The sequence below is a fragment of the Salibacterium sp. K-3 genome (assembly GCF_054052005.1).
Genome location: NZ_JBSVZE010000001.1, coordinates 733544 through 760263, shown reverse-complemented (window position 1 = coordinate 760263; position 26720 = coordinate 733544). Strand labels below are relative to the sequence as shown.

Here is a 26720-nt window from a genome sequence, read left to right as displayed (position 1 = left end):
CTGTTTTTACTGCTGCTCATCCCAAAGCAGAAATACATCGCTTGGACGCGGAACAATGTCCACTCCTCCAACGGATTGGCGGTCTCCGCTTTCATCGGCAGCTGTCACCCCTTCCAGAATGGCTGTCGAACTTTCCGGAGCGCCAAGAGCTTCCGCCGCCTCGGCGGCTAACTCAAAATTCCGCTCTGATGTCCTCGCCACCGCAAATTCCCGCCTTTCTCCCTGATAGGCCTGGAATAGATGATAAAATTCCTGGTCGGCGGTGCCGAAGCTGTTTTCATTCCGGGCGTACAGGGTCACTCCCGCTTCTTCGTAGAGCGGGCGGACCATCTCGGTGTACTCATTGGAGCCGGCGGAGGTAAGATCGAGCAGTTCCTCTGCTTTCCAGACCGTATATCCATTGTCATGAAGCCGCTTGAAGAATACCGCGGCCTGGGCTCTGGTAAGTTTTCCGTTCACATCAAAGCGCTCTGTCTGCGTTTCTCCGTCCTGGCGCCCCGTTGTCAGATCCTCTTCAAACATCCAGGCTACGGCGTCCTGGAGGCCCGGATCTTGTGCCTGGGAATGCGCGATCACCCGCGCGATCGTTCCCCGGGTGACAGCCCGATTTTTCACTGCATTTTCACGGAGTCCTGCCATTCTCATCCGGTGCTCAGATAATGTCATATAAACAGGCTGCGCCCAATGCTGCAATTCCCCGGGTTCGTCTGTTTCCATATCAAAGTGCCTTGTCAGTATGACAGAAAACTGGGCTTCCGTCATTTCGTCCCCCGGATGAAAGGAGCCGTCATCATATCCATTGATCAGGCCTTCCTGCTCGGCCCACTGGATCTCTTCAGCCGCCCAGTAATCATGATCCACGTCCGTGAATCCGGCGGCGCCTGCCGGTGTTATTATGTACAGAAAACAAGCCGCTGCCATCATCAGCCCGGCCGTCCACATCTTTGACATCCATGGTTTACAGATCTTGCATCCACCTCCTGACGTTTACGTCTGTTTTATTATACCGTGTCTTCTGCCGCCGTGGCTACCATTCATATTGAATGAGACATTCCTCCTCTACGGGATATACCGCAGCTGAAAATGTCTACTATATGTATATTGGAGACATTTTAGCATGGAAATTGATTATGTTGTCCTTTATCCATATTTTCCTGCCATCTTTGACGCCCCTGCGTCATTTCTTGTCTGGTATTCAGAAATTGCAGACATTTCGCCGTATCAATTGTCCACAAAAGCGCTATGCCGCGGAATATGTCGAATACTTGTTGTGGATTTTTTCTTAAAATCTGGTATATTTAAGTTATTCTAGGACGGAAGGAGGACCGTTGTTCTAGTTATTTTATCACCTATCAGGAAGCCCCCTAATTTCTTCACAAATTGGGATTCTCCATCCCAGACTTTTTCCTGAGAACGCTGCACCATACCACACCGTTACTTCCGCTATGGATACAATCTACTGCAAAGGAGGGAAGCTATGTTTAACCAAGTAACCCTGGTCGGCCGCTTCACCCGTGATCCGGAGCTGACCTATACAAAAGACGGCATCGCGGTCTGCAATTTCACCCTGGCAGTGCAGCGGTCTTTCCGAAACATGCAGGGCGACTTTGATGCTGACTTTATTCCTGTCACCGTTTGGCGGAAGCAGGCTGAAAATACATCTATCTACTGCCATAAAGGAGCGCTCGTCGGCGTGAACGGTAGAATCAATACGAGAATCTATGAAAATAAAGACCAGAAGCGGATACAGATGGTGGAAGTCAACGCGGATCAGGTCCGGTTTCTGAAACTGAACAGCTCTTCCGACTCCCGCCGCTCTTCTCCCGCATCAACAGCCGGCACAGAGGAGAAGCCTCTGTCTCCCATGACACCGGCTGAGGCTGCCACCCTTCATGAAACAACATAACTTCTGAATTTTGTCCTGCCCAAGCAGGGGATGATATCCTTTCCTCTCCCGTTTTATCCCTCTATCTCTCCCTCCTCTTCATACCGCTGATTACCCCTGGATCAGCGGTATTTGCGCGTTCGTCCCCGTCTGCACATGTTCCCTTCTTTTTTTCTCACACCCATACCAGCCAGGTGATACTGATTGTTACACTCATGACGATCAGAGAGACCGGTGCCCCTGTTTTCAGAAAATCAACGAAACGGTAGCCACCCTGTCCGTACACGAATAAATTGGTTTGATACCCGATCGGTGTCATAAAACTCGCCGATGCTGCCACAGCCACGATAACAGCAAACGGGGTGATCCCGGTATCAAGCAGGTGGGCCGTTTCCAGTGAAACCGGAAGCATAATGAGCGCTGCCGCATTGTTCGTAATCATTTCGGTACACACATTCGTGATGATGTATAATAAAATAAAACTGCCCAAGAGGCCGAAGGGAGCTGTCCATGCCATCAATGTTTCTGCCAGATAGGCGGCTGCCCCTGTTTTCAGCATCGCTTCCCCGATACCAAGAGCCGCGGCTATCACAATCAGCACCTGGAATGGAATATACTCTTTCACTTCCCCGGGCGGAACAATCTTCAGAAGGAGCACGAGAAACACTGCAGCAGATGCAGCTGCGAAGATGGAAATAACCCCTGACGCCGCAGACAGCACCATGGCTGCAAGCAGAAAGACCGGCAGCATTGCTTTCCACGACGGCAGTTTCTCAAAAGGGTTTCCTCTGCCGTGAAGCACCGTGAACTCATTACGCGATCCCGTTTTTCTTTCAAAATCCGGACCTGCCAGAAGAAGCAGGGTGTCCCCCGGTTTGATCGTCACATCTTTCATCCGTTCGGCAGGTGTTTCCCGGTGCCGGTGTACTCCAAGCAGCGCTGCATCGAACTGCCGGGGAAATAAAATGTCTTTCACCTGCTTAAACAAGATGGATGAATAGTGGGTCACTACCACTTCCAGGAGCCGGTTCTCCCCTCGCCGCAGGCCGTCCAGTTCATAGGAGGACCCCGTATCAAGCCGGAAGCCGTCTCTTTTTTCGAGATCTGCGATATCATGCAGGCTGCCGCTGAGAAGGAGCCGGTCTCCTTCTTTGAGAACATAGTCATGCCGAATGTCCGTCACCACCTTTTTTTCGCGGATGATGCCGGTCAGACGAAGACCGTTCTCCTGATAAAGACCGGCCTGCCGGAGCGTTTTTCCTTCAAAGGCGCCTCCTTTCTGGACAATCATTTCCGCTGAAAACCGCTTCTGCCCGCTGTCCCCGCTGTAGTAAGGCATGGAAGGCACACGATCAGGAAGCATATTCATTCCAACCGTTGTCATAAACAGGATCAACACCACCGTGACCGGCACACCGATGACCGCAAGCTGAAAAAAAGAAAAGCCGCCATAGCCCTGCTCCACAAGCATCCCGTGGATAACAAGGTTGGTGGATGTTCCGATCAGCGTCATCGTACCTCCGGCAATCGTGGCATATGAAATCGGAAGCAGAAATTTCGAAGGCGCTGTATCATGTTTTTCACACCACTGTCTGACAATAGGAGTGAAAGCCGCGACAATGGGTGTATTGTTGAGAAACGCCGAAAAAACGGAAGACGGCACCAGAATGCGGAACAGTGAACCGCGGGCGGTGCTTCCTTTATTCATGACATATTCTATAAATCTTTCGGCCAGCCCTGTTTTCTGTACGGATCCCGCCACAATACAGAGAAGACCTATCGTGAGCATGCCTTCATTATAAAACCCCCGCACCGCTTCCGCCGGCGTCAGAATTCCCGTCACAAGAAGGACGCCGAGTGCCCCGAGTAAAATATAGGAGGGAGGAGCTGCTTCTTTGACAAGCAGTGCCATCATCACCGTGATAACAAGCATTACAACTGCCATTTCCCATGTCACAGCTTTCTCCTCCTTTTCAACACTATTTAATCCTGAGTAATTATATATGTTTTATCAACTTCATACATACATTATATCTTTCATGTCGGAATTGTAAAGATTATTTGTTAAAATGGAGAAGAAGGGACGGTGCTTATCAAAAAAGCATGTCCGTCCTTCCAACATCAAAACGTCAGCACCCGCGTCCCCCTCTGCCTGTACGGACGGATTGAACAATCCTTATTCAGGTTATATAATGGGGAAAATAGAATCACTATTTGCAGCCGGGACACGGGCTATTTTATAAGGAGGTGGAACGTATGGCATTTGTTATCACTCAACCATGCCAGGACGAAAAGTCCGGGGATTGTGTAGACGTTTGTCCAGTCGACTGTATTGAAGAAGGGCAGGATCAGTACTACATCGATCCGGACGTCTGCATCGACTGCGGCGCGTGCATTGTCGTATGTCCGGTCGAAGCTATTGTGGAAGATACAGAACTCACGCCTGAAACGGAACCTTTTCTGGAAAAGGCGAAGCAGTTTTACGGCACCACATAAAAATAAAGCAGCACAAAAGGGAACTGTCTCAAAAAGGGGCAGTTCCCTTTTATGCTTGTGCCGGAAGATTTTCTGCCAGACTGTATGTTTTTTTACGCTCCCCCATCCTGTCTTGTCCTGCCATACATGTTAAAATGATAAAAACATATGATGAGCATGAGTGCATTTATTTTCCCAGTAGGAGAGATAGCATGGAAAGACATCCTGTAACGGATACGAGAAACCGGCCCCTGCGGGATTTACGTATATCGGTGATTGACCGATGTAATTTCCGCTGCACTTACTGCATGCCTAAAGAAATATTCGGGGACGACTACCCTTTTATGACCGAAAAGGAATTATTATCTTTTGACGACATCGAAACCATCGTCCGCTCCTTCATTACGCTCGGTGTCGAAAAATTAAGAATAACGGGCGGGGAGCCGCTTCTCCGCACGGATCTCCCCCATTTAATTGAAAGACTGTCTCCGCTCCCGGGAATAACGGATACCGCTTTAACCACCAACGGTGTTTTTCTTGTTAAACACGCCGAAGCGCTGAAAGCAGCCGGTCTGAACCGTGTGAATATCAGTCTTGATGCGGTGACCGAGTCCATTTTCCAAAGTATGAACGGCCGCAACATGAAGCCTCGTGCCGTGTTGAACGGTATTGATGCCGCTCTGGAAGCCGGCCTCGGCGTGAAAGTGAACATGGTCGTCCAGCGCGGGGTCAATGACGGGGATATCCTTCCCATGGCGCGTTATTTCAAAGAAAAAGGAGTCACCCTCCGCTTTATTGAATATATGGATGTCGGAACGAGCAACGGCTGGAACTTTTCTGATGTCGTAACCAAGAAGGAGATTTACGAAAAACTGACGGAGCTGTCTGTCCTCCATCCTGTCGAAGAAGCTTATTTCGGGGAAGTGGCGAACCGGTACCGTTATGACGGCACCAATACGGAAGTAGGGTTCATTTCCTCAGTATCCGATACGTTCTGTTCCAGCTGCACCCGGGCCCGTATTTCGGCTGACGGCAGGCTCTACACCTGCCTTTTCGCGGAAAACGGACACGATCTCCGGCCGTTCGTCGGGGATCAGCCCGACCCGGCCGGACTTGAAGACCGCCTTGCTTCCATATGGCGGCAGCGCAGCGACCGGTACTCCGAAGAACGGACGGAAGAAACCGTACGGAACCGCAGGAAAATCGAAATGTCCTATATCGGAGGGTAAAGGAGGGATACGAATGGAACACCGTTACGTGAGACAGGAGCAGTTTTCCCCTGTCGGCAGAGAGGGCCAGAAACGCCTATCGGCTTCGCACGTCTTCATCATGGGGTGCGGTGCGCTCGGCAGCGCCTGTGCGGAAATGCTTGTCCGCGCCGGCGTGGGAGAAATCACCCTGATCGACCGGGATGTCATCGAACCTTCCAATCTTCACCGCCAGAACCTTTATACCGAAAAGGAAGCCGACGGATCAACCCCGAAGGCGGAAGCCGCAAAAGAGCGGCTCCAGCAGATCAACCGGGAGACCATCATTCATTCCTATGTCCTCGATGCCGGTCCGGAGCAGCTTGACAAGCTTGCCCGCACCTCTGATGTGATGGTGGACGGAAGCGATAATTTTGATATCCGTTTTATCCTGAATGACACGGCGGAAAAGCACCGTATTCCCTGGGTGTTCGGGGCAAGTGCGGGCAGCTTTGGAATGAGCTGTTTGTTCCTTCCCGGCGAAACCCCATGCCTGCACTGTCTCATGCAGGGCATGCCGGAGGGCGCCATGACCTGCAGCACCTCCGGCATTATCGCCCCGGCCGTGCAGATGACGGCTTCCTTCCAGACAGCAGAAGTGATGAAACTGTTAACAGGAAACAGGCAGGCTCTCCGAAGAAAATTGATCCTGTTTGATCTTTGGAACGGAACCCAGCAGGAGCTTGGTTTCTCATCCATGAAAAAAGAGAACTGTCCCTCCTGTGGTGCCCGGCCGGAACACCCCTGGCTGCATCAGGATAACAGAACCCGTATCCGCACGTTATGCGGAAACAATACGGTACATATTCACCCGGGCCGCACGGTGTCCTACAATTTTGAAAGGCTTGAACAGGATTTGCAGCCTCACGGCCGGGTCAAACGAAATGAACATGTGCTTACCTGTCTGCTTCCCTCGTTCAGACTCGCTGTGTTCGCCGACGGCCGCGTTTTAATCCACGGCACCAGCAGCCGGGAAGAGGCAGCATCCATTTACCATCACTATCTGGGAGAAGCTGTGTATACTCCCGCAAAGGAGCCGGAAACATGGTAGAAAAAAGAACCCCGCTTCCCGTCGCAGAAGCGGTCTCCACCATCATGGATTATACAGTGGAACAGCGGACCGAATGGACCGCGCTGGAAGAAGCATCAGGACGCTTCCTGGCTCAGGATATTGAAGCGGACCACGATATTCCTCCTTTTGATAAATCCCCGTACGACGGCTTTGCTGTACGTGCCGAAGACACAACCGGAGCATCACGTGACCATCCGGTTTCATTGAACGTCGTCGGCGAAATCGGGGCCGGTTCGGTGTTTGAGCAGTCCCTGCAGAGAGGAGAAGCCCTACGGATCATGACAGGAGCGCCGATTCCGGATGGCAGCGATGCGGTCATCATGCTCGAACTGGCTCGTGAATTTGAATCCGGCGGCCGGACATATATCGAAGTGAAGCGACCGTTTCAGACCCATGATAATATTTCCTTTCAGGGAGAAGACACAGAAAAAGGGACCTCCCTGATTCCACGCGGTACGGTTATCCATCCCGGCATCACGGCCGTTCTTGCGTCTTTCGGCTATGCACAGGTACCCACCGCCGAAAAACCCCGCATCGGTGTGATTGCCACCGGCAGTGAATTGCTCGATATCCAGGAACCGCTGCAGCCGGGAAAAATACGGAACAGCAACGCCTATATGATCATGGCCCAGGTGGAACAGGCCGGCGGAGAAGCTGTTTCGTTCGGGACCGTTCCCGACGATTTTAATCAAACATTGACCATTATACAAGATGCCCTGCAGTCGGTGGATATTCTTCTTACTACCGGCGGGGTCTCGGTCGGAGACTACGATTATATTCCGGACATTCTGCATGACATCGGCGCTGAGGTTCTTTTTAACAAAGTAGGCATGCGCCCGGGCAGCGTCACCACCGCTGCTTCTCTTGGTTCACAGATGATTTACGGACTATCCGGCAATCCGTCCGCCTGTTATGTCGGATTTGAACTGTTCGTCCGGCCGGTGATCAGGAAGGCTCTCGGATCCAGCACCCCGCACCTTAAAAAAATAAAAGCGGAACTTGGAGCGGATTTTTCGAAACCCAATCCGTTTATGCGGTTTGTAAGAGCGGAGCTGAAAGAGGAAAGCGGGCGCTGGAGTGCGTATCCTGCCGGGCTTGATAAATCCGGTTCCATCACCTCCCTGTCGGAAGCATCCGCCCTGATTGTCCTTCCCGGCGGTACAAGAGGGTACGAAAAAGGGATGGACGTCGATGTCTTATTACTTCATACAGACGAAGGCAGTGAATGGCCATGGGAAAACATTGTCCCGTCCTACAGGTAGTCGGTTTTCAGAACAGCGGGAAAACAACCGTCACGGGTAAACTGATCCGGCGCGCTTCACAGATCGGTCTTCAGACGGCGGCTTTGAAACATCACGGACATGGCGGGGATCTGGCGTCTTCTGCTCCGGCCGGCAAAGACAGTACCTGTCATAAAGAAGCCGGTGCGTTTCTTTCGGGGGCTGCAGGCAGCGGTCAGTTCCAGCTCGAAGCCAATGCAGCTCTTCCGCTGTCCGGCCTGATCGAACTCTATCAGATGTTTGAGCCGGACCTGATCGTGGTGGAAGGGTACAAACAGGAACATCATCCAAAAGTCGTTCTGCTTCGGGACACGGAAGACGTATCTCTGCTTCGCACATGCACGAATATTTTATGTACTGTTTCTCCATCGGAGATCGTTCCGGACACGAAGATACCGAATTTTCCTCCGGACAGGGAGGAACGTTATCTTGATTTTATTCTGAACAGGACAGGGGTGCTGGACGAAGATGGGACTTTTTGAAATTACCGGACAGCCGATTGACGCCGAAGATGTAGCAGCCAAAGTGAAACGTCCGGAAGCAGGAGCTGTGGTTACGTTTTCCGGCACCGTCCGGGAGTGGACGAACGGCCGGCGCACGCTGAAACTGAAATACGAAGCTTACCACAGCATGGCTGTCAAACAGCTTGAAGCAGTGGGACGGGAAGCGGAGGAAAAATGGCCGGATATCTTAACTGCGGCCACCCACCGCACCGGTGAACTGAAAATTACCGACACGGCTGTCGTTATCGCCGTTTCCTCCCCGCACCGCCGCTCTGCCTATGAAGCAAGCGAATATATGATAGAGCGCATCAAGGAAATCGTGCCGATCTGGAAAAAAGAGTACTGGGAAGACGGCACCGCGTGGGTTGGTGACCAGCTTGAAACGACAGCTTATCCAAAAGGAGGACCGGATTCCGATGATTAAGATTCTTTTTTTTGCACGGCTTCAGGAAGAATTCGGCCGGGAACATCTGGAGGCCGAAAAGGCAGGCAGCACGATAAAGGAACTGAAAGAGTGGCTTGCCGCAGAATACCACCTTACCGGACTGGAGCGGACGATGAGCGCGTTGAATGAAGAATTCACCAGTGATGACGCTGTGACGGCCGAAGGGGATACCGTAGCGTTCATCCCTCCAGTGAGCGGAGGGTAAACAGGTAAGGAGCTGGGACAAAATAATATATAAAAACCCGGACAATGGTCTGCCATGCTCTTTCAATAGGTCGACATCGTCCGGGTTTTTGTGCTGCAGCCGCCGAAATGCTGAAAAAAAGCAGCGTGGCGAAGCATTACATTTTAGAGTATGTTGATTGAGAGGGGATAGATACACTGGATGCCCGCACAATGCCTTTAGTATCCACAAGATAGTTTCTTAAGGACACTATGACTCTGTCACGGGTTCTTAGTGGCTCCAAGCCATTCACTCGAAACCACTATTTCCAAATTTGCATGAAATAGTCTTCCCAAGACAACGTTTTGCAGACACTATTCCAGACTTCAAATGGAAAAGTGCCTGCTGATTTCTCTCGGGGTCAAAGTATCCGATGCTTCCTCGCAAAAAAAACCGCCCGATTTCCGGGCGGTTTTTGTGTGCTTATTATTCAGCTGGCTGCAGATCTTCGATGGAGTCTACATCCATGTATTCCGGAACAACCAGGCCGATTTTTGCACCTTCAAGGTTGGCACCGAGATCTTCCACGCTGTCCTTATGCTCAGCATAAAGGTCTTCGTGGGTAGCAGGGAGCCATGCAGCAACCATGCCATCTGCCTCTCCGCCGGCAACAGACTGCCACATTACAGCATTGTCAAGCGGCGTCAGTGTAACGTCAAAGCCAAGGTTGGACAGTACTTCCCCGACAACGTGAGTCGAAGCAACCTCTGTGTCCCACTCTACATAAACAAGCTCAATTTTTTTGCCGTCTACTTCTTCAGCACCTTCTGTCCATGAATCAACCATGTCCTGGTTTTCTTCTACGAAAGAAGCAGCCGCATCTTCCGGTGAAGTACCTTCGTTGATTTCAAGCATTGTGCTGTTCATCTGGGATTCTTCCCACTTGAACTGATCCAGAACCGTGTAAGCGTTCGGCATGTCTTCTTCAAGACCCTGGCGGACCATCGTCTTGATTTCTTCTGCTTCACCGAAGACACCTTGAGGATCTTCCAGATATTTCAGATCATATTTTTCAAATTTCCAGTGAGGGCTCCAGCCTGTAACCGCAATCGGTTCTTCATTTTCAATGGCTTGGCCGAGGGCTGTTGCCATCGCACCGCTGGAAGATGTTTCCACTTCCCAGCCGGCAAGACTGTCATATTCTTCTACTGCTGTTTCCGCAGCACCTACAACACCTGCTCCCGGTTCAATACCGGTGATTGTATAATCCATTTCTTCACTGTAGTTGGCGGAATCTCCGGAACCTTCTTCTCCGCTGCCGCCTTCTTCAGAGCTTTCTTCGCCGGAACCGCTGTCTTCTGTCGTTTCCTCTCCGCCGCTGTCTCCTTCTGTGTCACCGGATCCTTCTTCTTCTCCGCCGCCGCAGCCTGCAGCAACTAGAGTCAGAGATAATCCAGCAGCGAGTCCTAGACGTTTCCAGTTAAATTTCAACATAACTGAAATTTCCCCCTTAAAAATGTTATATATGGTTAACTTTTCTGTGAAGAAAAGCTGCCACCTGTGTCATGGAATACCAAAAACCTTCAGATTATTTATTCAGGCTCTGTGTAAAGCGGTCGATAATGATCGCAAGAATAACGATCCCGAGACCTGCAACAAAACCTGTGCCGACTTCAGCGCGCTGCAGGGAGGACAGAACGTCTCTTCCCAGTCCCGGCGCACCGATCATGGAAGCAATAACAACCATCGAAAGCGCCAGCATGACGGTCTGGTTGATGCCTGCCATGATGGTCTGCTTTGCCATCGGCATTTCCACTTTGAATAATTTCTGTGAACCGGTACTTCCAAAAGATTCGGAAGCTTCTATCAGTTCCTGCGACACCTGTCTGATACCGAGGTTCGTAAAACGGACAGTCGGCGGTGTCGCAAAGACGAGTGATGCAAAGACGCCGGGAACCATCCCGATACTGAAAAAGGCAACCGCCGGTATCAGATAAACAAAGGCCGGCATCGTCTGCATGAAATCAAGTATCGGGGTGATAATGGCCTGTGCAATTCTGCTTTTCGACATTAAAATGCCGATAGGAACGCCGATGATAACCGATAATATGCTGGAAATAAGAACAAGAGTAAAAGTAAACATTAACTGCTCCCATAACACCTGATTGTAAATCAGGAGCAAACCGATCAGGGTAAATGACGCCAGCCCGAATTTTTTGCCACTCGCAAAAAAGGCGCCGATAACAACCAGAATAATGATAATGACCGGCGGGATGGAAGCCAGCTGGTCTGCCGTCCATTCCATGAATGTGCCGAATTGATTCTGAATCGGGTCAAACAGAAAGGAGAACGTATTCGTAATCCAATCTGTTGTATTACTTGTCCATTCCGCTAATGGTATTTCTGGTACGTTTTCCATAAAGTCAAGCATTTTCCGTTGTCACTCCATTCTCTCCTGCAAGCGCTCCTATGACTGCTCCCCGGACAATCACTCCGAGAAGTTTTCCATCTTCTACAACGGCAATAGGTACCGGTGAATCATAAATCTGTTCAAAAATATCGTTCAATGGTTTATCTTTCGAGACGGTCGGCACCTCTGTAATGAGTATTTCATTGATATCACGGGTATCCTCATTCCGCGCTTTCGACGCAGCATCTGCCGTAACATAGCCTTTCAGTGCACGTCTGCGGTCGGTAACGTAGATGCTCGAAAGTCCTTCTTCACGCATCCGCTCGAGCGCGACCCGGGGTCCGTGTTTTTCAATATCAATCGTTTCCGGCCGTTTCATAATATGTTCCGCCGTTAAGACCTTCGAACGGTCGACGTCCTCCACGAATTTCTCTACGTAATCGTTGGCAGGGTTGACGAGAATGTCTTCCGGCGTGCCGATCTGTACGATGGAGCCGTCTTTCATCAAGGCAATGCGATCTCCGATCCGGAGGGCTTCATCCAGGTCGTGCGTGATGAAAATGATGGTTTTTTTCATTGTTTCCTGGAGATCGAGAAGCTCGTCCTGCATTTCTTTACGGATGAGCGGGTCAAGAGCCGAGAAAGCTTCGTCCATCAACAGCACCTGCGGGTCATTCGTAAGGGCGCGGGCCAGACCTACACGCTGCTGCATTCCGCCGGAAAGCTGCCCGGGAGCCTGATTCATATAGCCTCCAAGACCGACCAGTTCCAACGCCTTTTCCGCTTTTTCACGGCGTTCTTCTTTATCCACACCCTGAATTTCAAGGCCGAATTCGGCGTTCGAAAGTACACTTCTGTGAGGAAACAGCGCGAAACGCTGGAATACCATGCTCATTTTTTCGCGCCGGATTTTGCGGAGAGCCTCTTTATCCATGGTCGCAAGATTCTCTTCTTCCACATAGACGTTGCCTTCCGTCGGTTCAATCAGACGGTTCAGCAGACGGACCAGGGTGGACTTTCCGCTTCCGGATAAGCCCATGATCACAAATACTTCGCCTTCTTCCACTTCAAACGATGCGCGGTTCACCCCGACCGTGTTCCCGGTCTGCTCTAAAATTTCGTCCTTGGACTTCTTTTCGTCCAGTAATTTTAGTGCTCGCTCGGGGTGCTTTCCAAACACTTTTGATAAGTTTTCCACTTTAATGACGGGCACTATTTTCCACCTCTTTGTTTGTTATAACCTATTGTATCTGTACGTCATCATCATAAAGATACAATGATAACCCGAAATAGTTTGTCGTTATTTTTTAAATGACAATGACTTAATTTACTATACGCTACTAGGGAAAAAGTATCAAACTCCATTTACTTCTTCTGAACTTCATTTAAAACGTAAAGTACAAACTGTACAGATTTTATGTCCGAGTTTCTACAAATGTCTCGCTGTATCGACAACTTTGCTCTTTGTTGCGCAATTTTGTCATTTTTAAGCAGTCTGTTAAGATTTCTTTAACAATAGAATGTTTAGTTTGACGGGGGTTGGATAGGAGAAAGGGGAACCAAGATGGCAGAACAAAAGGGCCGGCCGGCGGCAGATTGGCACGAGCTGCAGGATATCCGGCACCGTTTTATATCTGTAATGGCACAGAATATGGGATTATATGATATTACGGAGACGAATGGAAGATTATACGGGACTGTATTGTTTTCCGATCAGCCGATGACACTCGATGGAATGAGCGAAGCGCTCGAAATGAGCAAGACCAGTATGAGTACCGGGGTACGTCTTCTCACGGAAGCTTCCATGCTGACTAGGGTGTGGGAGAAGGGGGTGCGCAAGGATCTTTATACCGTGGAAGATGACTGGTATCAATCTTTCACTTCTGTCTTTGTGAACCGATGGCGCGAAGCGACGGACAACAATCACAACGCTGCACTGGAAGCCAAAGAACAGCTGGAGCAGCTTGAAGAGAAAACAGAAGATGCTGCGCTCAAGGCACAGATCACCCGCGACCTGGAAAAACTGGAGCACGCTCTTCGTTATTACAGGTGGCTGGATGAAGTCATCACCCTTTTTGAAAACGGGGATATCTTTGATATGGTGCCGAAAAAATAGAGGGGGAAAAACCGCCCTCCTATTTTATGTTTTTTAACATGCATTTAACATACATATTATGTTAGACTGTTCACAGCATTTCCGACATAAAGGAGGAAGCCTTGTGCAGTTACATGAAATCATCCAGCACCGTCGTGAAATCACAGATTTTGAAGACAAAGACATACCGGAAGACGTCATGCAGAAACTACGGAATGCCGCCGTTCTTGCTCCTGCCGGCAACAACCTCCCTTCCCGCGAATTTATTATGATCCAGAACAAAGAGACACTCGCACGCCTGGCTGATACGCCGGCCACAGTGTCCTGGGTAAAAAATGCAAATGCTGCCGTTGTCGTGACGGGCCGGCCGGACATCAGCAAATACTGGCTTCAGGATTCCTCGATAGCCTGTGCCTTCTTATGGCTTACCGCTGTCAATCACGGTCTGGGCGGCGCGTTCGGTGCCATATACCACGCCCAGGACGCCGATGAAACAGAAAAACGGGAGAACGTTGTACGGAATGTCCTTGATATTCCGGAAGACCGGCACATCACCGCGATTCTCGGTTTTGGGTACCCCGCCTCCCATCCAGGCCCGAAAACACCTCCTGAAAACAGCGGCCTTGTCCATATCGAAACGTTTCAGAGGTAACACCAAAAAACCGGCTTCCCTTTTTATAAAAGAGAAGCCGGTTTTTTCAACCCTTTACCGATCCGGCAAGCAGTCCCCGCACGAAATACTTCCCGAGCAGTATATAAACAAGCAGTGTCGGCATTGCAGCGAGCAATGCCCCTGCCATCTGTACGTTCCATTCAACAATCTGACTTCCGGATAAATTCTGCAGAGCAACCATTACCGGCTGACTGTCCGAGTTGGTAATGGTGACAGCGAACAGAAATTCATTCCATATGTTAGTAAACTGCCAGATGGCAACAACAACGAACCCGGTAATCGACAGCGGGATCATGATTCTCCGGAAAATCCCGAGAAAACTGGCGCCGTCCATTTTCGCCGCTTCTATCATCGTATCCGGGATGTTGGCGTAAAAATTGCGGAACATCAGCGTCGTGATCGGCAGACCGTATACGACGTGGGTAAGGATCAATCCCCAGATCGAGTTGTACAGCTCAATGCTGCGCAGAAACTGAATAAGCGGGATCAATATACTTTGATAAGGAATAAACATCCCGAACAGCATCAACGTAAATAACAGTTCGGATCCTTTAAATTTCCATTTTGACAGCACATAGCCGTTCATCGCACCAAGCAGAGCTGACAACAGGGTAGCCGGTATCACGAGATAAAAACTGTTCATCACATTCGGGGCCAGCTCCGTGAACGCCCGTCCGTAGCTGCTGAAATCAATGCCCTTAGGCAGTGCCCACATCGTGCTTAAGGACACTTCCTCCAGAGGCTTCAGACTTGTCACGATAATGACGTATACAGGAGACAAAAAAACAATGGCGAGAGCCAGCAGCACCGCATATTTGAAAATATTCGTCCATTGCCGGGCAGCCATCAGCTCACCCCTTTCCGGTTATACCAGAGATACGGCACAATAAAGACAGCCACGATCACCAGCATAATAATCGCAATCGCCGCGCCCTGGGCGTAGTAGTTTCCCCGGAATGTCGTTTCAAACATATAGACGCCGGGAACGTCTGTTACAAAATTGGCCCCCGACCCTGTCATCGCGTAGACGAGGTCGAAAATCTTCAGCGAAATGTGTGCCATGATGATAACGACACTCACCGTAATCGGCATCAGCATCGGAATCACGACTTTACGGTAGATTTGGCCCTCGCTGGCGCCGTCCACCCTGGCTGCTTCCCGAAGCTCTTCCGGTATGCCGCGGAGACCGGCAAGATACATAGCGAGCGAGAAACCGGTCATCTGCCATACCGCTGCGATGACGACTGCAAGGATGGCCACAGGCAGGCCGAACTCAATCGCTCCCCACTGAAAACCAGCCAGAATATTCGTATCGGTATACCATAACGGCTGTATGCCGAAAATCCCGAGAAACTGGTTGAAGCCCGTAGAAGGATTCAGCAGCCACTGCCACACGACACCGGTTACGACAAACGACAGAGCCATCGGAAACAGAAATATATTCCGGAAAATCGATTCACCTTTCAGTTTCTGATCAAGCAGCATCGCAATCCCCATTCCGAGAACTACAACCATGCCGATAAAAAAGAAAGTGAAAAAGAGTGTGTTCCTAAGATCCGCCTGAAAGCGGAAATCACTGAATAAATATAAATAGTTTGATAAGCCGGCAAATGAAAAATCCGGGGTCAATGAGTTCCAGTTACTGAACGACACATACCCGGTCCAGCTGATAAATCCGTAGACAAACACAGCAATCAACAGCAGGGACGGGGTAAGAAAAACCGCCGCTGTCCATTGATCCCGCGTGATGCGTTTTTTGTGCACTGTTTTTCCAGCCATTACAATCCTCTCCCGATCCTATCCTGGTTTCATTCTCTTCGTTAAAGGAAGGGAGCTGCACCAAAAGGTACAGCTCTTCTTTAGATACAACTCCCTGTTTCATTCCCTATTCTTCGGAACGGGCTGTTTTAAGAGATTCCAGAAGGCGTTCGGTATCGCCCTGGGTGACAAAGATGTTTACCGCCTGATTGGCTTTTGTCAGATATCCTTCCGATGCAGCCGATCCATGCGCAAGGCTCGGTGCGAGACTTGCTTCGCGGAAATCCTCAATCGTATCGGTACCGTACTCGTCGTATTTGCTTTCATCGGCGTCCACCCGTGCCGGGATGGAACCTTTCAGTGGATTGAAGGTATCCTGCCCTTCCACTGATCCAAGCAGCGACAGAAATTCTTTGACCTGATCTTCATTTTCCACGCCGCTCGGCAGTCCGAAGGTATCAGAAATAACCATGAAGTCTCCTTCCGTTTCCGGGAAGGCAAAGTAGCCGAAGTCTTCATTCACTTCCATCTCGAGATCATTACTGAAGTACCCTTTTGCCCAGTCTCCCATGTTGATCATGGCTGCTTCACCTTCGCTGACAAGCTGGGCGGAATCCTGCCAGTTCCGGGAGGCGTGGTCTTCATTGACATAACCGAGCATCTGTTTGAACGTCTCCGCTGCTTCCACGACGCGTTCATCATCAAACGCGATATCGCCGTCCCAGAGTGCCTGATAATCTTCCGGACCGAGTACACCAAGCAGCACATTTTCAAAAATCTGCGTTGCTGTCCAGGCTTCTTTGTCACCGAGCGCCAGCGGCGTCACGCCGGCTGCCTGCAGTTCATCGGCTGCCTCCATAAATTCATCAAACGTGGATGGCGGCTCGATGCCGTTTTCTTCAAACACGCTCATGTTGTAAAACATGACATTACCGCGGTGGATATTGACCGGAACAGAATAAATATTGCCGTCCTGGCTGACCATGTCGATCAGCTCTTCCGGAAATTTATCCATCAGGCCCTCTTCCTCATAAAAATCGTTCAGCGGTTCCATTTTATCCGCAGCTACCCAGCTTTGGTTCAGCTCCTCTCCGGCATGAACCTGGAAAGTCGAAGGCGGATCATTTCCCTGCATTCTCGTAGCCAGCACCGCTTTGGCATTCGTACCGGCACCGCCGGCCACCGCTGCGTTTTCCACCGAAATGTCCGGATGTTCCTCTTCAAACAGGTCAATGAGTGCATTCAGGCCTGCTTCTTCCCCGGCCCCGGTCCACCAGCTGAAAATTTCAAGATCTGCATCCGACGAACTTTCTCCGCCGGCGGCCTCTTCACTGCCGCCGCTTTCACCGGATTCCCCTGTCTCTTCTCCTCCGGAATCACCGCCGCTTTCTTCGCTCCCCGAATTATCGGCGCCGCAGGCAGCGATCCCCAGTATCAAGACCAGCATGCTGATCCATCCCAAAACGTTTTTCATGATTCTCCCCCTTTTCTGCGAATATATGACATCGCTTTCATATAACATTATAATAGGTCCCTGCCTGCCCATATAAGAAAAATAATCTGTACATTTTTATGAATTTCTTCAATTTTTTAAGATTGTTTTCTGATACTGTTTGGGAGATAGGTGATAGTATTTTTTAAACACGCGGCTGAAATAGTTCGGGTCTTTGTATCCGACCATATAACTGATTTCTTTTAAACTGTAAGCCTGGTCTTTTAATAAGTCTACAGCTTTCTGCAGCCTTCTGCGGGTGACATAATCGGTGAGATTTTCTCCTGCTGCCTCTTTGAATAACTGGGAGAAATAAGAAGCACTCAACCCGGCATGACCGGCCGCTTCTTCCAATGTCAACGGAGCATTCAGATGCTCGTCAATCCACTGTCTGGTCCGCTCCATCTTATCGAGAGAATGATAGTACTGCCGGATTTTCATGCAGGTATCCTGAATCAATGCATACCAGTCTTCTTCTGTCTCCATGCCGTCAGGCTGTTTTTCCGGCCCTTTGATGCGCCGCGCATCCAGAATCTGTTTCATACTGTAATACAGTTCTTCGAGTCTTATGTCTCGTTCCTCCGATTCCAGCAGATGGAGAAGATACGGCATCGCCTTCTGGATATCCGCTTCCTCCACCGCTTCCCGGATGTGTTCGAGAAGGTGCTGACTGTCACCGCCGGCAAAACGGTGTGTTCCTTTCTTTTTCTGGAGATCCACGAGTGCTTCCACGTAGGAGTGGGAGAGGCTTTCTTCTGTTTCGGCCACTCTGCCTGTCCCGATCAGAAGGTGCTGCCCCCGCTCCCGGCGGATCCGTTTCGCAAGACGTTTCGGTTCCTCTGAAGACTGACTGCTGCTCACGCAGAGCACGATAATCTGCCGCCCCTGCTCCTGATTCACAATGACATCGTCTGTTGTCCATTCCTTCAGTTCGATATCAGAGAGAGAAAACGTCTCATTATGTTCTGTTTCCACGACCAGAAAAAAAGCGGAAACCGGCCGGGGATAAAGATCGTAAAGCATTTCATTTTTTCCCGGGGTATCATGGATGATACAGGACAGCAGCAGCTGTTTGGCAAGCTTTAGATTATGCTGTTCCTGCCTGTGGTGCTGTCTTTCTTCTTCGATGCCTTCGATCACCCGCCCGATGGCTTCCACCGTCTCTTCCTTTCTGCCCGGCTTTAAAATATATTCTTTCACCCCGAGTTTCATCGCCTGTTTAGCATAATCAAACGAGTCATAAGCGGTCACCATGATAAAACGCGTGGCCGGGAGCCGGTTTTGTATACGAGCCACCGCCTCCATTCCATCCATTCCCGGCATTTTAATATCCATAAGGACGATCTCGGGTTCATGTTCGAGTGCAAGTTCCACCGCCGTTCTGCCGTTCACCGCTTCAGCAGCAACTTTAATCGATGGAAAATGCTCCTCCAGAAACTTACGCATTGCTTTGCGTTCCAGCATTTCATCCTCGGCAATGATCACGTTCATGTTTCTTCTCCTTTCCCCGTCCCTGGAGTTTTAGGAAGATAGAGCCGGATCCGGGTCCCGCTGTCCGGCTCGGACATAATATCCATCACATGTTCCATCCGGTAAAACAACTGCAGGCGCCTGCGGACATTAGCCAGTCCCAGCCCGGTGGAATGACCGACGTGGCTCTCCTCCGGGGCATCCGGATCAAAAAGATGACGAAGCTGATCCGGTGTCATTCCGATTCCGTCATCCACCACGTCGACAATGACCTGTTCCGGTTTGTCTGCTACCCGGACCGTAATCGTCCCGCCTTCTTCCAGCGGCTCCACACCATGAATAAAGGCATTCTCCACGAGAGGCTGCAGAAACAGCCGGGGAACCTGGAGAGGAAGCGCATTCTCATCAAGTTCCAGGTGGAACTCCACCCGTCCCTGAAAACGGGTCTCCTGAATATGAAAATAGCTCTCTACGACATTCACTTCATCCTTCAAAGTGACCGATTTCTCGATATCACCCAGGTTATAGCGGAGCAGCACCGATACCGAATCCATCAGCTGCGATGTACTCTCGGCTTGTTCGAGATAGGCGGATTTTGAAACAGTGTTCAATGTATTAAAGAGAAAATGCGGATTGATCTGATTCTGCAGATGTTTCAGTTCCAGTTCTTTCATCAGCCGGTCCATCTCCGCTTTCTCTTTCATTTCTTCCACGTATGTGTTTATATCCCGGCGCATCTGATTAAATGTATCGCCGAGCAGTTTCATTTCATCATTGGATTGGATGCGCACCGGTTCCCCTTCAAAATTACCTCTCGACACTTCCGCCGCCGCTGCGGAAAGCTGCTGCAACGGCCGGTTCAGTCCGGCAGCGAACCAGAGAGCGAAAAAAACGGCAGTCATAACCGTAGTAATAAACAGAAAGACGGTGAACAAACGGAAGGCTTCGTTTCGCTGCTGCAGGTCTGCATAAAGCTGCTGATATTCTGTTAACTCAAGATCGATCAGTTTCAGCGTATTCTCCTGAATGTAGGACGCTGTATTCCTCGTTTCCTGGAGGTAGGCAGTATAGCGTTCAATATCATCCTGCAGCACAAAACCGACGGTGATTTCACTGTTTTGAATGAGGGATTCGATCAGATTCCGGTAATTCTCCGCCTGAACCTCCCCTTCTGTCCCCTGGTTTTCTTTCAGTCTGGAGGCCTCTTCCTGCAGTTCAGCACGCCCTTGGTAATAGGCATTCAGGTTCTCCTGTGACGGATCCCGGACGTAAGCATTTGTATTCTCATACAGGGCATCCGCCTGCTGAGAGACGGAGTTAAATATAAGAAAGCGCTCAAAACTCGTATTATATTCATCCATCAGGCGGCTCGAACTGATGTAGATCGATACAGATACAACATTGAATAATACAATGAAAACAAAAAAACACAGCAGCAGTTTCCCGCGTATAGAAGAGAAAACCTTTTTCACGGAGATTCCCCCTTCTGTCGGATAACCTCTGTTTTGGTGTGCTGAAGCGGTTCGACACTGCCGTTTTCGAGCACCTCCAGCATCGTTTCGACTCCCTGTTGTCCCATCTGTTCCGGATACTGGGCGATGGTCGCATCCAACCTGCCTTCTTCCAGCAGCGTCATGGTTTCCGGGAGGATGTCAAAGGCCAGCATATACGGTTGATCCCACAAGGTGATATCTTCCACGCCCTGCACCATCCCGATCCCATCAAGAGCACTTGTGCCGAACAGCGCATTGATCCTCGAATGCTGCTTCATCATCGCATAAGCTGCCTGCGCCGCTCCCACTTCGGATATATTGGATTCACGAACGTCAACAACCTCCACCCGTTCGCGGCCTGCCACCGCGTCTTCAAATCCCTGGATTCGCTCCTGCTGATTCAGGGATTCCAGATTCCCGGTAATAATTCCGACATACTGTTTTCCCTCGGTTGCACGAAGCAGTTCTTCCCCGGCCAGCCGCCCCGATAAATAATTATCCGTCCCGATATAAGCGCTCCTTTCGCTGTCGGGCCGGTCGCTGTCGACGGTAAGTACCGGAATTCTTTTTTCTTCCGCCTTCGCGACGAGGTCACGGAATCTCGGGCCGGGGAGACCCTGGGTCAGAATGCCGTCCACTTCCGCTGCGATCATCCGATCCAGTGTACGGAGCACTTCTTCGCGGTCCGCCTTTTCCGGACCGATGCTTTCGAGATACATGTCGTGTTCTGCCGCCGTCTGTTCTGCATGCTTTTCAATCATCCGCCAGTACTCATTGCCGGTTTCTTCGGTGAGCAGAACAACGTGGTAATCAAAGGCGGGAGATTCGGTTTCCGTCCCCTCTACATAAAACGTTTCTTTTCCGTAATAGAGCATCAATAAAAAGCAGAGCCCAAATACAAAACTTCCTCCCCCATACAGCACCGCTTTTTTCCCCCGGTTCATGCTGTTTTCCCCCTTTTTCTATCGTGTGTCTTTTTTCGACAATCCCCAGGCGTTTTCCTTCTCGGCCATTTCCTGTATACTGGATTCAATCATTTATAGTGTAGGAGGGAAAGGAGGTATACACGTGAATTCATCATTTTTGATACAGGGGTTATACGGGAGATCGGCACATGTCGCACCGCCGGAAATCTTTGAAGGACTGGACTGGAGAAATGCAGGAGAGCAGCCCGAAAACAGCCCCCATTCCGTATGGGACATTCTTTTTCACGTCACGTGGTGGCAGGACTACCTGCTGCAGGTGCTGGATAAACAGTATCCGGCTAACCCGCAGCATAACCGCGATACGTTTCCAGACTCCTCTGTGCCGGAAAGCAGTGAGGAATGGAACAGGACGCTCCAGCGGTTCCGGGACGGGCTGAAGGAGGCAGAGCGTGAAGCCGGAAAGGATCCAGAGGAGACCGGGTTTGATGAGAGCGGAACGACGCGCGGTGAATTGATCATGGACTTGATCACCCATAACAGTTACCACGGAGCTCAGGCCGCCCAGCTGCGACGTATGACCGGAACCTGGCCGCCGCCTTCCGGTGGACAGACGTGGTAAACCTGCCACTTCTCTCTGCCTTCCCATAAAAAAACTGCCCTACCTTTATAGGACAGTTTTTTCATTTATTCGTTATCCCTGTCTTCGTCTGGCTTCTCCGGCCAGCACGTACAGTACAATATTGGAAGCGAGGTGGGCGGAGAATTGGTTCACGTCCGTTTCCGGGTAGACTTCCACAAAATCCATGCCGGCAAGGCCTTTTTTCCCGAATTCATGAATGAGTGTCAGTAATTCATAGGATGTGAGACCGTTGGCGTCCGGCGGTCCCCCGGGGTTAAAGGCCGTGTCGAGAACGTCGCTGCAGATGGAGAGATACACGACATCCACATCCGTTGACGCTTTGCTGTAAATCTCCTCGGCCATATCATAGATGCTCCCCGCTTCGCGGATGTCCCGGGACGTGATCGTCACCGCACCGGCGTCTTTGGCGTAGCGGCCGGCTTCCGGTTTATTGCGCGGCCCGTGAATGCCGGAATGGATCAGGCTGGCGTTACGGACGCCGTCCAATTCGTAGAGGCGGGCAAATGGGGTATTACGCGCATATTTATCATTGCCGTGAGAAGGCATATTGTCGTAATGGGCATCGAGGTGGATAATACCGACCTTTTTGCCCTGCTCTTCCACGAGACCTTTAATAACCGGGTACGTAATGCTGTGATCCCCGCCGAGTCCGATCGGGAAGGCATTGGTGCTCCACAGGTGGTTTTTCGTAAAATCGGTAATCCGCTCCATCGTCTCTTCCGGATCGTTCCAGTTAATCGTCACATCCCCGGCATCTCCTAGTGCCAGGTGTTCAAATACGTCCATAAAATCAAGTTCCGGAAGAAATCCAGAATACCTGCCGGACGCAAGACGCATCGATTTCGGCCCGAGTTCACAGCTCGTGTAATCCCCCCATGTCACGCCGCCTTCCCACGGCACTCCGTAAACAACAGCGTCGACTTCGTCAGCATTCGTTACTTTGCGGCTATGTAAAAAACAAGGCGTATTGCCGTAAACGTATTCGATCGTCATATTCAGACTCCTTTCCAATCTCATGCCATTTTAGTGTAGCCGATTCATACCTGTCGTGCAAATGCGGTATTCTAACGGTATATTGACGTCCTCATACGATTTCTTTACGATAGAACACACACTCCGGCGGCTTTCATTCGGATCTGCCGGTGTTTCAAATCAAAGGAGGAATAAAAGATGGAAACCTTTACGTTCTGGACCTGGTTCTGGATCTTTTTCCCTATGCCCCTGCTTGCTGTTTGGGCAGTCGTTTCTTATGTGAAAGAAAAAGGAGGAACGAAGACATGAGCCCGGTCTATATCACGTTCGGCTTATACCTTGTACTGCTTCTCACGGTCGGTATTATCACCTACCGCATGACCCATTCCATGTCCGACTACGTTCTCGGCGGACGCAACCTGAACAGCTGGGTTACTGCGTTTTCAGCACAGGCGAGTGACTTCAGCGGCTGGCTGCTGCTCGGCCTTCCGGGCGTGGCTTACGCATCAAGCATGAGTGAGGGAAGTCTTTTTATTGCGATCGGACTGGCGGTCGGCGCTGCTTTTAACTGGCATTATGTCGCCAAAAGACTTCGTAATTATACTTATTATGCCGGGGATTCGATCACGATCTCGGAATTTTTCGAGAACCGCTTCCGGGATCACTCGCATCTGATTCGTGTCGTATCCGCCGTCTTTATCGTTATTTTCTTTATGTTTTACACGTCTTCCGGCCTGGTCGCCGGCGGAAAACTGTTTGAAACCACGTTCGGATTCGATTACACCGTTGCTCTTACCATCGGTGCCGTCATTATCTTCGGGTATACGTTTCTCGGAGGCTTTATCGCGGTAAGCTGGACGGACTTCATCCAAGGATTTCTCATGTTTCTCGCCCTGCTCATTACACCGATCATTGCGATCCAGCAGATGGGCGGCTTTGGGGAAGTGCTTTCCGCACTCGGACAGATTAACCCGTCTCTGCTCTCCGTAGGCGAAACCGTGGAGTTCAGCTATGAAGACAATATCTTCTGGGAAAGCGCCGGATCGATATCTTTCATTGCGGTCATTTCATCACTTGCCTGGGGACTTGGATATTTCGGCCAGCCCCACATTCTGATGCGTTTCATGGCAATCCGGAGCGTCAAAGACATTCCAAAATCGCGCCTGATTGCGATCATTTGCGGGCTTGTACTTCCGTTGTACGGTTCGCTTCTTGTCGGTACGGTCGGCATTGCCTATTTCGGCCCGGAGAACCCGCTGAATGACCCGGAACAGGTCTTTATTGAACTCGTACAGCTGGCATTCAATCCATGGATTGCCGGTATGCTTCTGGCCGCGGTGCTATCTGCGATTATGAGTACGATCGACTCGCAGCTGCTCGTGTCATCCAGTGCCCTGATTGAAGATTTTTACCGGGTGTTTATCCGTAAGAATGCCTCCCAGAAAGAACTCGTATGGGCGAGCCGCGCGGCTGTCTTTATTATACTTTTGATCGCCTTTATTCTCGCCTTCAATGAGAACAGCACGGTGCTGGAGCTCGTATCGTATGCATGGGCCGGATTCGGAGCGGCGTTTGGTCCGGGACTCCTGTTTTCCCTGTTCTGGAAACGCACGACAATGCCGGCGGTTGTCACCTCCATCATCCTCGGCGGAAGTACCGTGCTGCTCTGGGGATTTACCGGTTCCGACCTTTACGAAATCGTACCCGGCTTTCTGCTCGCTTCCCTTGCCATTGTCGTCATCAGCCTGCTTGGCAGTAAGCCGTCCAGGGAAGTGACAGACGAGTTTGAACAAGTGAAAAACATGTAGGAAAGAGGGGATGTCATGAAAAAGATTGGATTAATCGGCGGAATGAGCTGGCAGTCGACCCTTCATTATTATGAACAATTGAATGAAGAAATCAACCGGCGGCTCGGCGGTATGCATTCCGCCTCGATTCTTTTGGAAAGTGTAGACTTTCAGCCCATCGTGCAGGCTCAGGAGGAGAGAGACTGGGAGACAATCGGAAAGCGTCTCGCCGCTGCCGCGCGGTCTCTCGAACAGGGCGGTGCGGAGATGACAGCCATCTCCAGCAACACCGTTCATGCTGCCGCTTCCTATGTCACCAATGCCGTACCGCTCCCTTTCCTTCACATTGCCGATGCGACCGCCCGTGCTCTGCAGGAAGCCGGTGTGCAGACAACCGGTCTCATCGGTACGACACATACGATGCAGGGAGCCTGGTACCGGAACCGTCTCGAGCAGTACGGCATCCGCGTCATCGTCCCGGAAGAAACCGAACAGCAGGAGCTGCACCGGCAGATTTTTGAGGAACTCTGCTTTAGTAAGGCATATTCCGCTTCCCGCCGGGCGGCGGTTCAGATTCTCGAGGGGCTGCGGGAGCGTGGAGCGGAAGGGGTGGTGCTTGGCTGCACGGAATTCTCCATTCTTCTTAAGCAGGAAGACAGTCCTCTCCCCCTCTTCGACAGCACCAGCCTGCATGTGCAGGAAATAGCACACATGGCACTGAAGCAAGACTAAAGGATCCCTTTTTTATGGACATCTTCTGAACCGGACAGTCCATAACCTCTAGATACGAGACACTTAAATAAAATGCAGGGAGAAATTGTCCATAACATAAAACTACTGGACACTTTCTCCGATCCCCGCAAAAAAATGTCCACCAAATCGATTTGGTGGACATTTTCTATTCCGGACGGTCCAAAACATCATCCAACTTCAGCGGCTGCTGCCACGTAGGATCAGGGAGGTAGCGATCTCCACTTTTTTCGCGGCCGTCCTCTCTCCACGGAGCTGTTCAAGGAGAAGATCAACCGCGCTCTCCCCCATTTGTTCGGTATAGACTTTCACCGTGCTGAGCGGAGGATACAGGTACTTCGAAATGCTGACATCGTTCACGCTGATCAGGCTCATCTCTTCCGGCACCCGGACTCCTTGTTCATGAAGCACCTGCAGGCATCCGACCGCTATCGTATCGTTGGCGGTAAACACAGCATCCGGCAGCTTTTTTTCATGATCGGCGAGCAGCCTGTCCATCAGCTCACGGCCCGACCCGACGGTGAATTTCCCTGCATAGCAAAGCGTTGGATCGTACAGATCCCGCTCCTTCAGAAAAGATTGAAACGTTCTCTCCCTGGTATCTTCCAGCGGCTCGTTTTCAAGACGGTATGTTTCTCTTCCCCCGATATAGCCGATCCTTTCATGTCCCTTTTCGAGAAAGTGCTGCAGCACCTTTTCCGTTGCTTTCTCGAAATTGGCCGTCACGGCATCATAGGTCTCACTGTCCGGGGAAGAATCGACAAATACGACAGCGGGAGAAATGGCTGTCAGCGTCTGCGCCTGTTGCCGGCTGAACTTCCCGACCGCGATAATACCGTCGGTTCCGGCCGTATCCCGATTAATAAAATCATCGTAAACGTACTTCACAAATTGAATATCTCTGCTTTGACAGCGCTTCTCCACCCCGAGCCGTATCGACATGTAATACAGATCTTCGAGCTCTTCCTGTTCGGTATACCAGTGCACCACGGCCACCGAGACGGGTGCGGGAGCTTTTCGTTTCCCTTTTTTATAGTCCAGTTCTTCGGCCGCTTCAAAAATCTTTTTTTTCGTCGATTCTGTCACGGACAACGACTCGTCGTAATTCAACACCCTGGAAACGGTGGCAAGGGAGACGCCGGCTTTTTCTGCGATATCTTTGATGGTAGCCATAGACGGATCTC

26 protein-coding genes are annotated in these 26720 nt (G+C 50.6%); 13 read left to right on the top strand and 13 right to left on the bottom strand.

What is annotated here, in order from left to right; translation table 11 throughout:
• Window positions 1-6: 6 nt before the first annotated feature.
• Window positions 7-942, bottom strand: coding sequence for an S-layer homology domain-containing protein (locus ACW9JV_RS03540; RefSeq protein WP_457331412.1), 936 nt, complete (start codon window positions 940-942; stop codon window positions 7-9).
• 535 nt (window positions 943-1477) lie between these two features.
• Between ACW9JV_RS03540 and ACW9JV_RS03535 the strand changes: the two genes are divergently transcribed.
• Window positions 1478-1906 (top strand): single-stranded DNA-binding protein, encoded by a 429-nt coding sequence (locus tag ACW9JV_RS03535; RefSeq protein WP_457331410.1) that lies wholly within the window; start codon window positions 1478-1480, stop codon window positions 1904-1906.
• Window positions 1907-2060: 154 nt separating this feature from the next.
• Here the strand turns inward: ACW9JV_RS03535 and ACW9JV_RS03530 are convergent, their stop codons facing one another.
• The gene (locus tag ACW9JV_RS03530; protein ID WP_457331408.1) at window positions 2061-3842 is read right to left on the bottom strand and encodes an SLC13 family permease; all 1782 of its coding nucleotides are present in this window, start codon (window positions 3840-3842) and stop codon (window positions 2061-2063) included.
• A gap of 299 nt (window positions 3843-4141) precedes the next feature.
• Here ACW9JV_RS03530 and ACW9JV_RS03525 point away from each other — a divergent pair, with 299 nt between their 5' ends.
• From ACW9JV_RS03525 to moaD, 7 genes are all read left to right on the top strand, one after another.
• On the top strand, window positions 4142-4381 hold the full coding sequence (locus ACW9JV_RS03525) for a DUF362 domain-containing protein (RefSeq protein WP_457331406.1): 240 nt from the start codon (window positions 4142-4144) through the stop codon (window positions 4379-4381).
• 191 nt (window positions 4382-4572) lie between these two features.
• Complete coding sequence (moaA, locus tag ACW9JV_RS03520; protein ID WP_457331404.1) at window positions 4573-5589, top strand: GTP 3',8-cyclase MoaA; 1017 nt, start codon at window positions 4573-4575, stop codon at window positions 5587-5589.
• 13 nt (window positions 5590-5602) lie between these two features.
• A complete protein-coding gene (locus ACW9JV_RS03515; RefSeq protein ID WP_457331402.1) occupies window positions 5603-6658 on the top strand; it encodes a ThiF family adenylyltransferase in 1056 nt (351 codons plus the stop codon).
• Window positions 6652-7941: a molybdopterin molybdotransferase MoeA gene (locus tag ACW9JV_RS03510; RefSeq protein ID WP_457331400.1), complete on the top strand. Its 1290-nt coding sequence runs from the start codon at window positions 6652-6654 to the stop codon at window positions 7939-7941. The genes ACW9JV_RS03515 and ACW9JV_RS03510 overlap by 7 nt, the downstream gene beginning before the upstream one ends.
• Entirely contained in the window at window positions 7905-8441 is a 537-nt protein-coding gene (mobB, locus tag ACW9JV_RS03505) for a molybdopterin-guanine dinucleotide biosynthesis protein B (protein WP_457331398.1), read from the top strand. The genes ACW9JV_RS03510 and mobB overlap by 37 nt, the downstream gene beginning before the upstream one ends.
• On the top strand, window positions 8428-8886 hold the full coding sequence (locus ACW9JV_RS03500) for a molybdenum cofactor biosynthesis protein MoaE (protein ID WP_457331396.1): 459 nt from the start codon (window positions 8428-8430) through the stop codon (window positions 8884-8886). Before mobB ends, ACW9JV_RS03500 begins: the two co-directional genes overlap by 14 nt.
• Window positions 8879-9112 carry a molybdopterin converting factor subunit 1 gene (gene moaD / locus ACW9JV_RS03495; RefSeq protein WP_457331394.1) on the top strand — a complete coding sequence of 78 codons (234 nt, stop codon included), beginning with the start codon at window positions 8879-8881 and terminating at the stop codon, window positions 9110-9112. The genes ACW9JV_RS03500 and moaD overlap by 8 nt, the downstream gene beginning before the upstream one ends.
• A 444-nt stretch (window positions 9113-9556) precedes the next feature.
• Here moaD and ACW9JV_RS03490 read toward each other — a convergent pair whose 3' ends face one another.
• The 3 genes from ACW9JV_RS03490 to ACW9JV_RS03480 form a co-directional block, all read right to left on the bottom strand.
• Complete coding sequence (locus tag ACW9JV_RS03490) at window positions 9557-10564, bottom strand: glycine betaine ABC transporter substrate-binding protein (protein ID WP_457331392.1); 1008 nt, start codon at window positions 10562-10564, stop codon at window positions 9557-9559.
• Window positions 10565-10658: 94 nt separating this feature from the next.
• Window positions 10659-11501: an ABC transporter permease gene (locus tag ACW9JV_RS03485; protein WP_457331390.1), complete on the bottom strand. Its 843-nt coding sequence runs from the start codon at window positions 11499-11501 to the stop codon at window positions 10659-10661.
• Window positions 11494-12693 (bottom strand): quaternary amine ABC transporter ATP-binding protein, encoded by a 1200-nt coding sequence (locus ACW9JV_RS03480; RefSeq protein ID WP_457331388.1) that lies wholly within the window; start codon window positions 12691-12693, stop codon window positions 11494-11496. The genes ACW9JV_RS03485 and ACW9JV_RS03480 overlap by 8 nt, the downstream gene beginning before the upstream one ends.
• A gap of 351 nt (window positions 12694-13044) precedes the next feature.
• Here ACW9JV_RS03480 and ACW9JV_RS03475 point away from each other — a divergent pair, with 351 nt between their 5' ends.
• Together ACW9JV_RS03475 and ACW9JV_RS03470 are read left to right on the top strand one after the other, a co-directional pair.
• The gene (locus tag ACW9JV_RS03475) at window positions 13045-13596 is read left to right on the top strand and encodes a GbsR/MarR family transcriptional regulator (protein ID WP_457331386.1); all 552 of its coding nucleotides are present in this window, start codon (window positions 13045-13047) and stop codon (window positions 13594-13596) included.
• A gap of 103 nt (window positions 13597-13699) precedes the next feature.
• The gene (locus tag ACW9JV_RS03470; RefSeq protein ID WP_457331384.1) at window positions 13700-14227 is read left to right on the top strand and encodes a nitroreductase family protein; all 528 of its coding nucleotides are present in this window, start codon (window positions 13700-13702) and stop codon (window positions 14225-14227) included.
• Between the two features lie 46 nt (window positions 14228-14273).
• Here the strand turns inward: ACW9JV_RS03470 and ACW9JV_RS03465 are convergent, their stop codons facing one another.
• From ACW9JV_RS03465 to ACW9JV_RS03440, 6 genes are all read right to left on the bottom strand, one after another.
• Window positions 14274-15095, bottom strand: a complete 822-nt coding sequence (locus ACW9JV_RS03465; RefSeq protein ID WP_457331382.1) for a carbohydrate ABC transporter permease — start codon at window positions 15093-15095, stop codon at window positions 14274-14276.
• Window positions 15095-16027, bottom strand: a complete 933-nt coding sequence (locus ACW9JV_RS03460) for a carbohydrate ABC transporter permease (protein ID WP_457331380.1) — start codon at window positions 16025-16027, stop codon at window positions 15095-15097. The genes ACW9JV_RS03465 and ACW9JV_RS03460 overlap by 1 nt, the downstream gene beginning before the upstream one ends.
• Before the next feature lie 106 nt (window positions 16028-16133).
• The gene (locus ACW9JV_RS03455; protein WP_457334555.1) at window positions 16134-17483 is read right to left on the bottom strand and encodes an ABC transporter substrate-binding protein; all 1350 of its coding nucleotides are present in this window, start codon (window positions 17481-17483) and stop codon (window positions 16134-16136) included.
• Between the two features lie 105 nt (window positions 17484-17588).
• Window positions 17589-18989 (bottom strand): response regulator, encoded by a 1401-nt coding sequence (locus tag ACW9JV_RS03450; protein WP_457331378.1) that lies wholly within the window; start codon window positions 18987-18989, stop codon window positions 17589-17591.
• Window positions 18986-20440, bottom strand: a complete 1455-nt coding sequence (locus tag ACW9JV_RS03445; RefSeq protein WP_457331376.1) for a sensor histidine kinase — start codon at window positions 20438-20440, stop codon at window positions 18986-18988. The genes ACW9JV_RS03450 and ACW9JV_RS03445 overlap by 4 nt, the downstream gene beginning before the upstream one ends.
• The gene (locus tag ACW9JV_RS03440; RefSeq protein ID WP_457331374.1) at window positions 20437-21405 is read right to left on the bottom strand and encodes a sugar-binding protein; all 969 of its coding nucleotides are present in this window, start codon (window positions 21403-21405) and stop codon (window positions 20437-20439) included. The genes ACW9JV_RS03445 and ACW9JV_RS03440 overlap by 4 nt, the downstream gene beginning before the upstream one ends.
• A gap of 124 nt (window positions 21406-21529) precedes the next feature.
• On the opposite strand from ACW9JV_RS03440, the gene ACW9JV_RS03435 reads away from it, so the two are divergent.
• Complete coding sequence (locus ACW9JV_RS03435; RefSeq protein ID WP_457331372.1) at window positions 21530-22006, top strand: DinB family protein; 477 nt, start codon at window positions 21530-21532, stop codon at window positions 22004-22006.
• 72 nt (window positions 22007-22078) lie between these two features.
• Here ACW9JV_RS03435 and ACW9JV_RS03430 read toward each other — a convergent pair whose 3' ends face one another.
• Window positions 22079-23020, bottom strand: a complete 942-nt coding sequence (locus tag ACW9JV_RS03430) for an agmatinase family protein (RefSeq protein WP_457331370.1) — start codon at window positions 23018-23020, stop codon at window positions 22079-22081.
• A 284-nt stretch (window positions 23021-23304) separates the two neighbouring features.
• Here ACW9JV_RS03430 and putP point away from each other — a divergent pair, with 284 nt between their 5' ends.
• Together putP and ACW9JV_RS03420 are read left to right on the top strand one after the other, a co-directional pair.
• The gene (gene putP, locus ACW9JV_RS03425; protein ID WP_457331368.1) at window positions 23305-24807 is read left to right on the top strand and encodes a sodium/proline symporter PutP; all 1503 of its coding nucleotides are present in this window, start codon (window positions 23305-23307) and stop codon (window positions 24805-24807) included.
• Window positions 24808-24822: 15 nt separating this feature from the next.
• Window positions 24823-25518, top strand: a complete 696-nt coding sequence (locus tag ACW9JV_RS03420; protein WP_457331366.1) for an aspartate/glutamate racemase family protein — start codon at window positions 24823-24825, stop codon at window positions 25516-25518.
• Between the two features lie 198 nt (window positions 25519-25716).
• Here the strand turns inward: ACW9JV_RS03420 and ACW9JV_RS03415 are convergent, their stop codons facing one another.
• Window positions 25717-26709, bottom strand: coding sequence for a LacI family DNA-binding transcriptional regulator (locus ACW9JV_RS03415; RefSeq protein ID WP_457331364.1), 993 nt, complete (start codon window positions 26707-26709; stop codon window positions 25717-25719).
• Between the last annotated feature and the right edge of the window lie 11 nt (window positions 26710-26720).